Here is a 13,789-nt window from a genome sequence, read left to right as displayed (position 1 = left end):
GCCTGGCTCTACATCCTCTGGCACTGCTGGCACGACGAAGTCGCCTACGATCCCACCCAACACAGGGCCCTCCAAAAGCTGATCAACCAGGATCAACCCAGGGCGGCTTGACACAGGGCAACTCATGCGTCGAGCACGGTGCGCATGGTGTTGTCCGGCACCGACGATGAGGTGGAGATCAGCGTCGTCATCGACACACACACCGATACCGAGGCCGCGCCCGCAGGTCTGGGTGACGCCGAGGTGGTGGTGTCCGGCCGGGAGATGTGGTGCCTGATCCGCTACCCGGCCGAGCTGACCGGTTCGATCGGGATCTGACGCAGCCCCGCCGGCGCATCCGCCGGCACCACAGGATTTTTCGGCGCGATCGGGGACAGCCGGCGGTACGGCTGTCCCTGCTCCGGCCGCAGATCGTCCTCGCCCTTGTTCGGCCACAGTGACGCGGCCCGTTCGGCTTGGGCGGTGATCGACAACGACGGGTTCACCCCGAGGTTCGCCGAGATCGCCGCGCCGTCCATCACCGACAGGGTGGGGTAGCCGTAGACCCGGTGGTACGGGTCGATGACGCCGTGCCCGGGACTGTCGCCGATCGCCGCGCCACCGAGGAAGTGCGCCGTGAGCGGGATGTTGAACAATTCACCCCAGGTGCCGCCGGCGACGCCGTCGATCTTCTTCGCGATGCGCCGGGTGACCTCGTTGCCCGCCGGGATCCAGCTCGGGTTGGGTTCGCCGTGGCCCTGCTTGCTGTCGAGCATGCGGAAACCGAACCTGGTCTTGCGGGTGAACGTGGTGATCGAGTTGTCCAGGTGCTGCATGACGAGCGCGATCATGGTGCGCTCGCTCCAGCGGCGCGGGTTGAGCAGCCGCAGTGTGCCGCGCGGGTCATCCCGCGCGCTGTCGATCAGCTGCCGCCATCGCGGCACGTCGGTGCCCTGCGGCCCGGTGCCGTCGGTCATCAGCGTCTGCAGCAGCCCCATCGCGTTGGAGCCCTTGCCGTAGCGCACCGGTTCGACGTGGGTGTCCGGCGTCGGATGGATCGACGACGTGATCGCGACACCGTGCGTGAGGTCGAGGTCGTCGCCGACCTTGAGCCGTCCGGCGCCGACGATCGACTCGGAATTGGTGCGGGTGAGCATGCCGAGCCGGTCGGAGAGCTCGGGCAGCTTGCCCTGATCGCGCATCTTGAACAGCAGCTTCTGCGTGCCGTAGGTGCCGGCGGCCAGGATCAGGTGGTTGGCGGTGAACGTCCTGCTTCGCCGGCGCAGCTTGCCTCCGGTGCGCTTGGTCCGCACCTCCCACAGCCCGTCGGGACGCTGCTCGAAACCGGTGACCATGGTCAGCGGGTACACGTCGGCGCCGGCCTTCTCGGCCAGGCCCAGGTAGTTCTTGAGCAGCGTGTTCTTGGCACCGTAGCGGCAGCCGGTCATGCAGGAGCCGCACTCGATGCAGCCGGTGCGGGCCGGACCGACCCCGCCGAAGTACGGGTCGGCCACGGTCTTGCCGGGCGTCTTCTCGTTGTCGGGGCCGAAGAACACCCCGACGGGGGTCGGCACGAAAGTGTCGCCGACGCCCATGTCCTCGGCGACCTCCTTCATGATGCGGTCGGCGTCGGTGAAGGTCGGGTTGGTGACGACGCCGAGCATTCGCTGGGCCTGGTCGTAGTGCGGCATCAGTTCCGCACGCCAGTCGGTGATGTTCTTCCACTGCGGGTCGTTGAAGAACGGCTCCGGCGGGACGTACAGCGTGTTCGCGTAGTTCAGGGATCCGCCGCCCACACCGGCGCCGGCCAGGATCATCACGTTGCGCAACAGGTGGATGCGCTGGATCCCGTACATGCCGAACTGCGGGGCCCACAGGAACTTCCGCAGGTTCCAGGAGGTCTTGGCGAATTCCTCATCGGCGTAGCGCCGGCCGGCCTCCAGCACGCCGACGCGGTAGCCCTTCTCGGTCAGGCGCAACGCACTCACGCTGCCGCCGAACCCCGAGCCGATGATCAGCACGTCATAGTCAGGCTTCATCGGCACATTATGAACTTACCGGCCGGTAACCAGCTAGAAAGGCGACCCTAACTTCGGTAGGCGATAGGGTCGGTGGCTGTGACCACTCGGGCCGGTTCGGGCATCACCGCGCGCGAGGCGAAGCGCCTGCAGACCAGAGAGCGGTTGTTGGGCGCGGCGATCGCGGAGTTCAAGCGCGCGGGCAAGGACGAGGCCGACGTCGGCGCCATCGTGGCCGCGGCCGGAGTCGCGCACGGCACCTTCTTCTTCCACTTCCCCACCAAGGAACACGTCCTTCTCGAGCTGGAGCGCCGGGAAGAGGACCGCATCGCCAAACGGTTCGCGTCGTTCGTCAAGACCCCTCACGACCTGGCGACCACCTTGCGCGAGGCCGCGCAGCTGGTCCTCGGGCTGGAACGCCGGCTGGGGGCCCTGCTGTTCAAAGACTTTCTCGCGCTGCACTTCTCGCCGACCCGACCACCTGCCGAGCACGGTGTCGACCACCCGCTGATCGTGTTGGTCGCCGATCAGATCGACAACGCCCGCCGGCGCGGCGAGACCGCCGCCGACGTCACGCCGATGAACAGCGCCATCTACTTCCTGCTGGGCCTGTACGCATTGCTGATCACCACCGACGACTCCACCGGCAGGGGCGAGCTCGTCGACGACTATCTGACCCGCACGCTGCGCAGCCTGCAGTAGGCCTCAGCGCCCGACGGTCAGCCCGACCTTCTGGAATTCCTTGAGGTCGCAATAGCCGGCCTTGGCCATGGACCGGGCCAGACCCCCGACGAGGTTCAGCGAGCCGAACGGGTCGTCGGACGGGCCGTTGAGCACCTGACTCAGCGCCGGCCGTTCCTCGTCGGCGACCTGCATCATCGCGCCGCGCGGCAGCGACGGGTGCGCGGCCGCGGCGGGCCAGAACCAGCCGCCGCCGAGCGCTTCGGCGGACACCGCCAGCGGCGTGCCGAGTACGACGGCGTCGGCGCCGCACGCGATCGCCTTCGCCAGATCGCCGGAGGTGTGGATGTCCCCGTCGGCGAGCACGTGCACGTAGCGCCCGCCGGTCTCGTCGAGGTATTCGCGCCGCGCCGCGGCGGCGTCGGCGATCGCGGTGGCCATCGGCACGCTGATGCCCAGCACCTCGTCTGAGGTGGTGACGCCGGCGGTGGAGCCGTAGCCGACGATGACGCCGGCGGCGCCGGTGCGCATCAGGTGCAGCGCGGTGCGGTGGTCGAGCACACCGCCGGCCACGACCGGCACGTCGAGCTCGGAGATGAAGGTCTTGAGGTTGAGCGGCTCACCGTCGTTCGCGACGCGCTCGGCGGAGATGATGGTGCCCTGGATGACGAGCAGGTCGATGCCCGCGGCCACCAGCGTGGGTGTCAGCGCCTGGGCGTTCTGCGGGCTGACCCGCACCGCGGTGGTGACCCCGGCGTCGCGGATCCGCGCGACCGCTGACCCCAGCAGGTCGAGATCCAGCGGGGCCGAATGCAACTGCTGCAACAGCCGGGTCGAGGCCGAGGGGTCGGGATCCTTCTCACCGGCCTCGATCACCTGCGCGATCTTGTCCTCGACGTCGGCGTGGCGACCGATCAACCCCTCCCCGTTGAGCACCCCGAGCCCGCCGAGACGGCCGAGCTCGATCGCGAACTCCACCGACACCAGCGCGTCGGTCGGATGCGCCACCACCGGGATCTCGAAGCGGTACGCGTCGAGCTGCCACGCCGTGGAGACGTCCTTCGACGACCTGGTACGCCGCGACGGCACGATGTTGATGTCGTCGAGTTCGTAGGTGCGACGGGCGGTCCGGCCCATGCCGATCTCCACCATGTCTCGCATGTTCACTCCCCTGTGTTGGCCCCTGCAGACCCTAGCGGGTGGTGTAGTTCGGGGCTTCCACAGTCATGGTGATGTCGTGCGGGTGGCTCTCCTTGAGCCCGGCCGCGGTGATCTGGACGAACTGCGCCTGCTGCAGTGCTTCGATGGTCGGCGAGCCCGTGTAGCCCATCGCGGCGCGCAGACCGCCGACGAGCTGGTGGATCACGGTCGACAGCGGGCCGCGGAACGGCACGCGGCCTTCGATGCCCTCGGGCACCAGCTTGTCCTCGGAGAGCACGTCGTCCTGGAAATAGCGGTCCTTGGAATAGGAACCACGCAGGTTGCCGGTGGCGCCCCGCCCCTGCATCGCGCCGAGCGAGCCCATGCCGCGGTAGCTCTTGAACTGCTTGCCGTTGACCAGGATCAGCTCGCCGGGTGACTCGGCGGTGCCGGCCAGCAGCGAACCCAGCATTGCCGTCGAAGCGCCTGCGGCCAGCGCCTTGGCGATGTCACCGGAGTACTGCAGGCCGCCGTCGGCGATCACCGGCACACCGTGCGGTGCGCACGCGGCTACCGCCTCCAAGATCGCGGTGATCTGCGGGGCACCGACACCGGCGACCACCCGGGTGGTGCAGATCGAGCCGGGTCCGACGCCGACCTTGACCGCGTCCGCGCCGGCCTCGACCAGCGCGGCGGCCGCGGCGCGGGTGGCGACGTTGCCGCCGACCACCTCGACGCGGTCCCCGATCGCGGCCTTGAGCCGGTGCACCATGTCGAGCACGCCCCGGTTGTGGGCGTGCGCGGTGTCGACAATCAGTACGTCCACACCGGCGTCAGCCAGCGTCATCGCGCGCGTCCACGCGTCCTCGCCGACCCCCACCGCGGCCCCGACCAGCAGCCGGCCGTCGCTGTCCTTGGTGGCCAGCGGGAACTGCTCGGTCTTGACGAAGTCCTTGACCGTGATCAGGCCGGTGAGCCTGCCGTGCCCGTCGACGATGGGCAGCTTCTCGATCTTGTGGCGGCGCAGCAGCCCGAGCGCGGCCTCGGCCGAGACTCCCTCCTGCGCGGTGATCAGCGGAGCCTTCGTCATCACCTCGGAGACCGGCTTGGACTGGTCGACCTCGAAGCGCATGTCCCGGTTGGTGATGATCCCGACCAGCGAGCCGGTGTCGTCGACGACCGGCAGGCCCGAGATCCGGAACCGGGCGCACATCGCGTCAACCTCGGCCAGCGTGTTGTCCGGCGAGCAGGTGACCGGATCGGTCACCATGCCGGCCTCGGAGCGCTTCACGGTCTCCACCTGACCGGCCTGCTCGGCGACCGGGAGGTTGCGGTGCAACACCCCCATCCCGCCGGCACGGGCCATCGCGATCGCCATCCGGGACTCGGTCACGGTGTCCATCGCGGAACTGACCAACGGGACCTTCAACCGGATCTTGCGGGTCAGCTGACTCGAGGTGTCGGCGGTCGCCGGGATCACGTCCGACGCGGCGGGCAGCAAGAGGACGTCGTCGAAGGTGAGCCCGACCATCGCGACCTTGGTGGGGTCGTCGCCGCCTGTGGGCACAGGAACGGCGATGGGGATGCTGCTTTCGGCGATCGACATGGGTGGGGCCTCCGGTAACAGATGCAGCCAGGTGACGGGACCACCTGAAAGCCACATCTTATCGGCTTCGAGCCTGCCGTTTTGATTCCCCGCGACGTGCCGGGTGTGCGCTGGCGCGATACCTGGGAGGCTGCGTAGTCTGGGAACGTGCGAGACCACCTGCCACCAGGATTGCCGCCCGACCCGTTCGCCGATGATCCGAGCGATCCGTCGGCGGCGCTCGACGCCCTGGAGCCCGGTCAGCCGTTGGATCCGCAGGAGCGCACCGCCGTGGAGGCGGATCTGGCTGACTTAGCTGTCTACGAAGCACTGTTGGCGCACAAGGGAATCCGCGGACTCGTCGTGTGCTGCGACGAATGTCAGCAGGATCACTACCACGACTGGGACATGCTGCGCGCCAACCTGTTGCAGCTGCTGGTCGACGGCACCGTCCGGCCACACGAGCCCGCCTACGATCCCGAACCCGACTCCTACGTCACGTGGGACTACTGCCGCGGCTATGCCGACGCCTCCCTCAATGAGGCCACGTCGGATTCCGACGGTTATCGCTGAGGGCGCAACCGCAACCCCGAGAGCTCGATCAGCCCGCGCCGCCCGGTAGCGGCAGCAGGATGATCGGCGTGGTCGTCGTCGGCACAGCCGGAAGCTGCTCGGTCGGCGTGGCCGGCGGCACCTCGTCGACCGTCGGCGCGGGTGTCGGTACGGGCGTGGCGCTCGGCGTCGGTACCGCCGTCGGGGTCACGGTCGGTGTCGGAGACGGCGCGGCCACCGAGGTCGACGTCGGCAGCTGTGCGCGCGCTGTCGTCGACGTCGGAGACGGGGCCCGCGTCGTGGTCGACTGAACCGTCGTCGACGTCGGAGAGGGGGTCGCCGACGTGCTCGACGGCGTGGCCTCGACCGACGTGGTGGTCGGTGAGCTGGTCGGCGGCACGGTCGTGGTGGTCTCCGACGAAGGCGCGGTGGTGGTCTCCGACGGTGCGGAGGTGGTCTCCGACGGCGCGGAGGTGGTGTCGCTGGTGTCGCTGGTCACCGGGGCACCCGGGTCCAGCACCACCGCCGGCAGCTCAGGGAAGGTCGGCAGCGGCGCACCGGGCGGGACGGTCGCAGCGGCATTCTGAGCTTCGACCTTGACGGTCAGCTCCTGCCACTGCGTGACCAGTTCCTGCCGGCTCTGAAGATCGTTCACGGTCGCGACCGTGGTCGTGACGGCTTGCAGCTTCTCCTGAGCCCCCTGCCAGTCACCCTGCTCGATGAGCTGCTGCACCTGCTGCATCTCGGTCTGCGCGGCCAGAATCACCGCGTCGTCCCGGGTCTGGGTCTGCTCCCCGAACAGCATGGTCCGCAGCCCGTACAGAGCGTCTCCGGGGCCTGACCCGGCGATCACCGCACCGAATCCTCCGATGGCCAGCATCGCCGCGGCGGCAGATCCGACCACCGCCAGCGAGAACCGGCGGCGCGGCGCCGGCCTGGTCGCACGGTCCAGCGCGGCGGCCGCGTCTTCCGGGGTCAGCACGTGCCCCATCGGGGTCTCGCGCACGTCGTCGCGCCAACCCGCCAGCAGGTGTGCCAGCTCGGCCTCACCGTGGTCGGTCGAGTACGGCTGCTGCTGCGCGGCCAGCGCGTCGAGGAACTGGTCGGTGCGATTGATCTCGTTGAGGGACGGGTCGCCGCCCGCATCCCAGCGTCCGAAGTCAGGCATGTTCGCGCCCGTTCGCCGTGATCTCCGCCTTCAACCGCGTCAGCGCCCGATGCTGGGCCACCCGCACGGCGCCGGCGGTGCTGCCGACCGCGTCGGCCGTCTCCTCGGCGCTCATGCCGACTACGACACGCAGGATCAGGATCTCGCGCTGCTTTTCGGGCAGCACCTGCAGCAGTTTGGCCATCCGGGCCGAGGATTCGGAGTCGATCGCCAGCTGCTCCGGGCCGGCTTCGCCGGAGAAGCGCTCGGGGACGACATCGATCGGATCCGCCTTGTTTCGCCCGGCGGCGCGATGCGCATCAGCAACCTTGTGCGCTGCGATCCCGTACACGAAGGCCAGGAATGGTCGTCCCTGATCCTTGTAACGCGGCAGCGCCGTGATGGCGGCCAAGCACACCTCCTGAGCTACGTCATCAGCTGAAAGACCGCTGCGTTCCGCGGTCCCCACCCTCGCCCGGCAGTAGCGGACGACGAGGGGGCGGATGGTCTCCAGCACCTCCCGAAGTGCATCTCGATCACCGGCGACAGCTTCAGCAACGACAGCATCGAGACGTTCTCCCGAAATTGTCATCGTGAGCAGGTTCTCCAGCGTTACGTCGGGGACACATCCCGGAGGGGAGGTGGCTTGATCAGTCGGTATCAGTCGGTACGAGTCGGTTATCGGTCGGTACCAGTCGGTGCCGGCTCAGCTAAACAATAACGATCGAGGGGGCCACAACCTCGTTACCTCGGGCGCCACACGCCGCCCCATCTGGTCACGGCCTCGGCCGCGCTGTCTCGGAGATGCCGGATCTGCGCCGCGGACAGGCTCTCAGACCCGATATCGACCAGCAGGGACGCCAGCGCCCACTGCAGCGGAATCAGAGCGTGCTCTCGTGCCCGGGTCAGCGCGGCCGCGGCCTCCCGGCGGGCGTCGTCCAGGTCACCGCGACTGCACAACGCGGCCGCGAGCACCACCTGCGACTTGACCGCATGCCGCAGCGACGCGTACCCGGCGGCGGCAGCCACCCCGCGCTCGGCGTGGCCGACCGCCTCGTCGCCGTCACCGCGGAACATCGCCAGCTCGGCCGACACCCACGCGAACCGCACCGACAGCCGCGGCGCGCCCCCCTTGTCCAGCACGGCGCCGGCGCGCTCCAGGGCGCGCGCCGACGCGGCGAACCGGCCCACCCCCAGCGCGTCCGCGGCCAGGCCGATCAGCGCGTCGGCCTCGGACTCCTCCGTGTCCGCCAGAGCGGCCGCTCTGCCGTCCCACGCGCGGGCGCAGTCATGCCAGCCCAGCTGACGCAGGAACGACGCCTGAGTGCTCAGTGAAAGGGAGGTCAACCCGGCCGGGGCCGGACCGCGTCTCAGCCGCTGGAGGTCGGCCACGGCGCTCGCGTAGCGGCCCTGCCCGCCCGCCGCGACGGCGCGCAACCACAACTCGTACGGCCCCGAGGCGGGCGGGAGCGGCCAGGCGCCGGGCCGGTCGCCGAACGCCACGGCCCGGAGGCCGTTTGCGGGAATCGCGGCACCGGTGCTCATCGAACCGCGACGCTATCAATCCGAAAATCGTTTGAAAATCTCGTCAGTTAACAGTTCATGGATGGCGTGTTACAGCAATGTCAACGGCCGCTTGGACAAACGTTGCCATATGCCCTCTCGCACGCGACGCCAACGGCCGAAATGACCGGTCACAACGGCGGGTGGACACGGCCTCTAGCACCGCTCGCATTGGCTAAACGTCGCTTGGATGAACGTGATGTAAATTTTCTGCCTGCGCATATGCGTTTTCGCACACAACGAGGGTATTGACGGCAATTCCGAAGCCCTTCTACGTTGTGTGCACGAGTGGTCATCGGCGACTGTGCTCGGATTTGTTCCAACGACTCGCGCGGACAGTGCCGCGAAAGAGTCTGCAGGGAGGGGTTTTTCCAATGCCGCAGCCGCAGCAGCTGCCCGGTCCGAACGCCGACATCTGGGATTGGCAGATGCAGGGTGTTTGCCGGGGTGTCGATTCCGCGATGTTCTTCCACCCCGATGGCGAGCGCGGCCGCGCCCGCGCACAGCGGGAAATGCGCGCCAAGGAGATGTGCCGACGTTGTCCTGTGATCACCCAATGCCGGTCGCACGCGCTGGCCGTCGGCGAGCCGTACGGCATCTGGGGCGGTCTCAGCGAGTCCGAGCGTGAACTGTTGCTCAAGCGAGGGATTCGCCGCAGCGCCTGAGACGTCAATCACGAGAGCCCGCCCCGGGTCGTCATTCCCGGGGCGGGCTCTCGTCGTCAATCCGGCCGAATTCGGCCCCGCCCGGAGCCCCTGGTTGCGACCATAGAGCGACCACGGGTGCCAGACGAAGGGGATTGCATGAGCACTGCGGCCGAGCGCGCGGCTCAGTTGGAACTCGTGGCGCGGCTGAAGTCCGCCTTCCCGGAGCTTCCCGACGCACCCACCCCCGACCTCCTCGACCACGCGCGAATCACGGCCTATCTCAAACCCGTTCACGATGTCGGCGGCGAACCGGACGCCCCGATGAAGTACGAGAACAAGCAGTACGAGCAGTGGGAGGAGATGACCTACGTCATCTGTGAAGTGCTCGCCTGGCGCGGCATCTGGCTCTCCGAGGAGCGACGCCGGATGGGTAACGTCGACGTCGGACGCGCCCAGTATCTCGGCCTCCCGTACTACGGCCGCTGGCTGCTGGCCGTCGCCCGGGTCCTGGTGGAGAAACACCACATCGGTCTCGGCGAACTGAGCGAGCGCATGGCCGAGGTCGCGGCCCGATACACCGACGGCATCAAAGACGGGAAACTCGAGGCTGCGCCCAAGTGCGTGGGCGACGGTTCACAAGTCAGGCGCAACACTCACCACACGCATGCCGTCGGTAAAGGCGACCCGCAGGTGTATGCGGGTCTGGCCGGTGGGCCGAAGTTTGCCGTCGGCGACCCGGTGCGGGTCCGCGACCTTCCGGTGATCTTCTACACCCGCACCCCTGAGTACGTACGCGGTGCCGTCGGCGAGATCGCGACTGTCGCCTACGAGAGCCCCGCGGCCGAGGACGAGACCTGGGACCGGCCCGATGCCGAAGCGGAGTGGTTTTACGTCGTCGCCTTCCCGATGGCCGACCTGTGGCACGGCTACACCGGGACGCCGACCGACGTCCTGCGAACCGAGATCCCCGAACGCTGGCTTGAGCTAGCCAACTGAATCACCCAGCGCCCGAGAGGAATTCTGCGTGTCCCACGACCACCAGCATGATCACGACCACGACCGAACCGTGAAGCCGATGGTGGACGAGATCACCGACTTCGAGGTGCTCGAGATCGCGCTGCGCGAACTGTGCATCGAGAAGGGTATCTTCACCGCCGAGGAACATCGCCGCTTCACCGAGTTCGCCGAGCAGATCGGCCCGACGCCCGCGGCACGACTGGTGGCCAGAGCGTGGTTGGATCCGGAGTTCGAGCGGCTGGCACTGAACGAACCGATGACCGCCAGCAAGGAGGTCGGGGTCGACTGGATGGAGCCCACCGGATTCGGAACCCCCAGCGATTTCACCGCTTTCCAGATCCTCGCCGACACCCCCACGTTGCACAACGTGATCGTGTGCGCGCTGTGCTCCTGTTACCCGCGGCCGATCCTGGGCAACTCCCCTGAGTGGTACCGCACCCCGAACTACCGTCGCCGGCTCGTCCGGTGGCCCCGCCAGGTACTCGCCGAGTTCGGCCTGTACCTGCCCGACGACGTCGATGTCCGGGTCCAGGACTCCAACCAGAAGCACCGGTTCATGGTGCTGCCCATGCGCCCCGCCGGCACGCAGGACTGGGATGAGGATCAACTGGCCGAGATCGTCACGCGGGACTGCCTGATCGGCGTGGCACTCCCCCGGCCCGGGGTGACGACGAACGTCATCGTCGACACCCGGCCGGCCGTCCACCCGATCACCGATTGACCAGGAGCCCGCCTCGCGATGACGACATCACCGGACAGACCGGCCGCGCTCGAGCAGATCGTCGAGCGCAACCAGGTATGGCCGCGCATGGCGGCCAAGTACGGCGTGGAGAATCCGCTGCCGCCGTGGAAAACCAGCCTCGACGGCTTCTGCGACGCGCTCGACCGGGCCGCGTGCGCGGCCACCCCGGAGGTTCCGGGCTTCAAGGACCGCCGCGACGAGGAGGATGCGCTGTCGGCGACGCTGTACGCGGACCTGCCGTACCCGGAGAACCAGCTGATGTCGCTTGCCCATTCGCTCATCGCGCGGGGCGTCATCGACGAGGCGACGCTGGCCCGCCGGATGGCGGCCGTGCGCGCTCGTCTCGAATCCTAGGCTGCCTCGCGCTACGGCGGCCCCATCATTCCGTGGCCCCTCATCATGGGCCCCATCATGGCCGGCATCCCGTCGTGGACGAATCCGGACACCTCGCGCGCATGTTCCCGGATCGCGGCGGTGATCGCCGGGTCAGCGGAGGTCTCCTCGGCGATGATGCCCGCCGGAGTCAGGGTGAGGGTCCGACGGTAGTCGGCGGCGCGCCGGAACAGCGTCGGCAGGCTCTCGCTCATGCACATGACCTCTGCGCCGCCGTCGACCCGTCCGTACATGTCGGCCACGTGCGCCTGCAACCGTGCGACGAGGTCCGGCGCATCCGATTCGGTGACGGTGCGGACGCCGCCCGGGGTCTCTTCGACAGAGCGCCGAAACTCGTTGTGGCGCCGGAACATTTCCATATAGGTCCGCATGTCCATCATGCCGGGGCCCTGGGTGAGCCGGATGTCCGGCATCGGCGGCCGCGCGAGCGCGCGCAGAAGGTATCCGATACCGAGAACGCTCCCGGCCGCTATCGCGCCGAGGGCGGCGCGCCGGGTCATCAGTTGCGCCATGTCGCATCCGTTCCGCTCGTCCGTGACTGCGATTCTGCGGCCACGGACGAGCGGTGCGATAGGGACTTTCGACCCCACCCCGCGCCGGCGCCCCGCGTGAGCGGGCTAGCGTCGAGCGAGCTCCCGCAGCGCCAGATCCGTTGCAGCCCAGTCCATACACTTGTCGGTCACGGACTGTCCGTAGGTGAGCGGGCTCGCCTCCGGCGCCTGGGCCCCGGCGACCAGGAAGCTCTCCAGCATGACTCCGGAGACGGGCAGCCCGTCACGCACCAGCTGCGCCACCTCGGCGGCCACCGCCGCCTGACGCAGATGATCCTTGCCGGAATTGGCGTGGCTGCAGTCGATCACGACCCGGCCAGGCAGCCCCGCCTTGACGAGCTTCTCGGCGGCCGAGTGCACCGACTCGGGGTCGCAGTTCGGTCCGGCGGTTCCGCCCCGCAGGATGACGTGGCAGTCCTCGTTGCCCGCGGTGCTCACCACAGCGCCGCGCCCCATATCGTCCATCCCGAAGAAAACATGCTGTGCCGCTGCGGATTTCGCCCCGTCAACGGCGACCTGGATATTGCCGTCGGTGCCGTTCTTGAAGCCGACCGGCATCGACAGTCCCGACGCCAGCTGGCGGTGAACCTGCGATTCGGTGGTGCGGGCGCCGATCGCACCCCACGCCACCGCATCGGCGATGTACTGCGGGCTGGTGGGCTCCAGGAATTCGCAGCCCACCGGGAGACCGATGTCGATGATGTCCAGCAGCAGTTGACGGGCGATGCGCAGTCCGCGGGCCACGTCGAAGGTGCCGTCCATCCCCGGGTCGTTGATCAGGCCCTTCCAGCCGATCGTGGTGCGCGGCTTCTCGAAATACACCCGCATGACGATCTTGAGCCGGTCCTTGAGCTCGTCGGCGATCTTGACCAGCCGGCCGGCGTACTCCAGCGCCGCCACCGTGTCGTGCACCGAGCACGGCCCCACCACGACCAGCAGGCGGTCGTCCCGCCCGGCAAGGATGTCGGCGATCTCGTCACGGTCGCGGGCCACCCGCTCGGCGCGCCGAGCGCCCAGGGGGAACTCCGTGAGCACCTCGTGCGGGCTGGGGATCGCGCTGAAACCGCGGATGCGCCGGTCCGACGTCGCGGGCGGGGTGGCGGTCTGCGCCAGAGTCATCTCGAAGGTGCCTTTCCGTGTAGTGGGCACCTGATGAATTATCCGGCGCCCTTGAATGACGAAAGGCAGCGACCTGCTGGTCACTGCCTGGGCTCCGGGTGGATGCGTTGCTTAGTGCTGCGCTTTATCGGCTCCGCCCGGAGCCTGGATAAAGCGCCAATAGCCGGCGCACACGCGGATGTTCACGTCGGCCAGGCTATACCCGTGCCTCGGCTCCGGGCAAACCGTCGTCGGCGGCGTACAGAATGGCCGGATGAGCGATTCACCCGAGAGCCCGCAGAACGGACCTGTTGCGGAGGACACCGACAACGAGGACGCCGCGCGCCAGCGGTGGCTGGCGGCCGTCGCCGAAGACTCCCGGACCGAGGAACGCCACCGTGCCGCCGCTGAGGTGATCGCCCACCGCCCCGAGGTGCCGGAAGAGCACCTCGCCGCGGCGGAGGAGCTGGTGCAGATGGGGCTCGCCTGGAGGAACGAGCTGGACGGCGCCTTCTCCTATACGCCGATCGACCCCGCCGGTAAGCCCGCCTAGTGTCCTGAGTCATTAATTGCGATCTAGTTGTTAGACTGGGTTGTGCCGACACCTCATGCCGCGAAGATTGTCTTGACCACTGACGAGCGGGCCGAGTTGGAGGGGTGGGCGCGGCGACGATCC

The 13,789-nt window shown here is 68.3% G+C and carries 16 protein-coding genes; 8 read left to right on the top strand and 8 right to left on the bottom strand.

Annotation, left to right across the window (positions count from 1 at the left end; translation table 11 throughout):
* The first annotated feature begins 144 nt into the window (after positions 1-144).
* The gene (locus ACXMYJ_RS27385; RefSeq protein WP_460359363.1) at positions 145-318 is read left to right on the top strand and encodes a hypothetical protein; all 174 of its coding nucleotides are present in this window, start codon (positions 145-147) and stop codon (positions 316-318) included.
* On the opposite strand, the gene ACXMYJ_RS27380 is transcribed toward ACXMYJ_RS27385, so the two are convergent.
* Positions 282-2,018, bottom strand: coding sequence for an FAD-dependent oxidoreductase (locus tag ACXMYJ_RS27380; protein WP_460359362.1), 1,737 nt, complete (start codon positions 2,016-2,018; stop codon positions 282-284). The genes ACXMYJ_RS27385 and ACXMYJ_RS27380 overlap by 37 nt on opposite strands.
* A 72-nt stretch (positions 2,019-2,090) precedes the next feature.
* Here ACXMYJ_RS27380 and ACXMYJ_RS27375 point away from each other — a divergent pair, with 72 nt between their 5' ends.
* The gene (locus tag ACXMYJ_RS27375; RefSeq protein ID WP_396885218.1) at positions 2,091-2,699 is read left to right on the top strand and encodes a TetR/AcrR family transcriptional regulator; all 609 of its coding nucleotides are present in this window, start codon (positions 2,091-2,093) and stop codon (positions 2,697-2,699) included.
* Positions 2,700-2,702: 3 nt separating this feature from the next.
* Here ACXMYJ_RS27375 and ACXMYJ_RS27370 read toward each other — a convergent pair whose 3' ends face one another.
* On the bottom strand, positions 2,703-3,830 hold the full coding sequence (locus ACXMYJ_RS27370; protein ID WP_260757967.1) for a GuaB3 family IMP dehydrogenase-related protein: 1,128 nt from the start codon (positions 3,828-3,830) through the stop codon (positions 2,703-2,705).
* A gap of 40 nt (positions 3,831-3,870) precedes the next feature.
* Entirely contained in the window at positions 3,871-5,424 is a 1,554-nt protein-coding gene (gene guaB / locus ACXMYJ_RS27365) for an IMP dehydrogenase (protein ID WP_260757487.1), read from the bottom strand.
* A gap of 147 nt (positions 5,425-5,571) precedes the next feature.
* Here guaB and ACXMYJ_RS27360 point away from each other — a divergent pair, with 147 nt between their 5' ends.
* Positions 5,572-5,976 carry a DUF5319 domain-containing protein gene (locus tag ACXMYJ_RS27360; RefSeq protein WP_040540522.1) on the top strand — a complete coding sequence of 135 codons (405 nt, stop codon included), beginning with the start codon at positions 5,572-5,574 and terminating at the stop codon, positions 5,974-5,976.
* A gap of 28 nt (positions 5,977-6,004) precedes the next feature.
* Here the strand turns inward: ACXMYJ_RS27360 and ACXMYJ_RS27355 are convergent, their stop codons facing one another.
* The 3 genes from ACXMYJ_RS27355 to ACXMYJ_RS27345 form a co-directional block, all read right to left on the bottom strand.
* Positions 6,005-7,123, bottom strand: coding sequence for an anti-sigma-D factor RsdA (locus ACXMYJ_RS27355; RefSeq protein ID WP_260757486.1), 1,119 nt, complete (start codon positions 7,121-7,123; stop codon positions 6,005-6,007).
* Entirely contained in the window at positions 7,116-7,694 is a 579-nt protein-coding gene (locus ACXMYJ_RS27350) for a sigma-70 family RNA polymerase sigma factor (RefSeq protein WP_260757485.1), read from the bottom strand. The genes ACXMYJ_RS27355 and ACXMYJ_RS27350 overlap by 8 nt, the downstream gene beginning before the upstream one ends.
* A 152-nt stretch (positions 7,695-7,846) precedes the next feature.
* Entirely contained in the window at positions 7,847-8,647 is an 801-nt protein-coding gene (locus ACXMYJ_RS27345) for a tetratricopeptide repeat protein (protein WP_443189403.1), read from the bottom strand.
* Positions 8,648-9,039: 392 nt separating this feature from the next.
* Here ACXMYJ_RS27345 and ACXMYJ_RS27340 point away from each other — a divergent pair, with 392 nt between their 5' ends.
* The 4 genes from ACXMYJ_RS27340 (at position 9,040) to ACXMYJ_RS27325 (ending at position 11,425) form a co-directional block, all read left to right on the top strand.
* Positions 9,040-9,330 carry a WhiB family transcriptional regulator gene (locus ACXMYJ_RS27340; RefSeq protein ID WP_260757483.1) on the top strand — a complete coding sequence of 97 codons (291 nt, stop codon included), beginning with the start codon at positions 9,040-9,042 and terminating at the stop codon, positions 9,328-9,330.
* A gap of 138 nt (positions 9,331-9,468) precedes the next feature.
* The gene (locus ACXMYJ_RS27335; RefSeq protein WP_443189405.1) at positions 9,469-10,308 is read left to right on the top strand and encodes an SH3-like domain-containing protein; all 840 of its coding nucleotides are present in this window, start codon (positions 9,469-9,471) and stop codon (positions 10,306-10,308) included.
* A 79-nt stretch (positions 10,309-10,387) separates the two neighbouring features.
* Complete coding sequence (gene scnC / locus ACXMYJ_RS27330; RefSeq protein WP_396885405.1) at positions 10,388-11,050, top strand: thiocyanate hydrolase subunit gamma; 663 nt, start codon at positions 10,388-10,390, stop codon at positions 11,048-11,050.
* 18 nt (positions 11,051-11,068) lie between these two features.
* Complete coding sequence (locus ACXMYJ_RS27325; protein WP_260757481.1) at positions 11,069-11,425, top strand: thiocyanate hydrolase; 357 nt, start codon at positions 11,069-11,071, stop codon at positions 11,423-11,425.
* 11 nt (positions 11,426-11,436) lie between these two features.
* Here ACXMYJ_RS27325 and ACXMYJ_RS27320 read toward each other — a convergent pair whose 3' ends face one another.
* Together ACXMYJ_RS27320 and ACXMYJ_RS27315 are read right to left on the bottom strand one after the other, a co-directional pair.
* Positions 11,437-11,976 carry a hypothetical protein gene (locus tag ACXMYJ_RS27320; RefSeq protein ID WP_460359361.1) on the bottom strand — a complete coding sequence of 180 codons (540 nt, stop codon included), beginning with the start codon at positions 11,974-11,976 and terminating at the stop codon, positions 11,437-11,439.
* Positions 11,977-12,081: 105 nt separating this feature from the next.
* Positions 12,082-13,134: a 3-deoxy-7-phosphoheptulonate synthase gene (locus ACXMYJ_RS27315; RefSeq protein WP_260757966.1), complete on the bottom strand. Its 1,053-nt coding sequence runs from the start codon at positions 13,132-13,134 to the stop codon at positions 12,082-12,084.
* Positions 13,135-13,387: 253 nt separating this feature from the next.
* Here ACXMYJ_RS27315 and ACXMYJ_RS27310 point away from each other — a divergent pair, with 253 nt between their 5' ends.
* Positions 13,388-13,666, top strand: a complete 279-nt coding sequence (locus ACXMYJ_RS27310; protein ID WP_260757479.1) for a hypothetical protein — start codon at positions 13,388-13,390, stop codon at positions 13,664-13,666.
* The last annotated feature ends 123 nt before the right edge of the window (positions 13,667-13,789 follow it).

Source organism: Mycobacterium sp. ZZG, from assembly GCF_054786995.1.
Note: the sequence above shows the minus strand (reverse complement) of the source record. Positions and strands in the feature narration are given on the sequence as shown.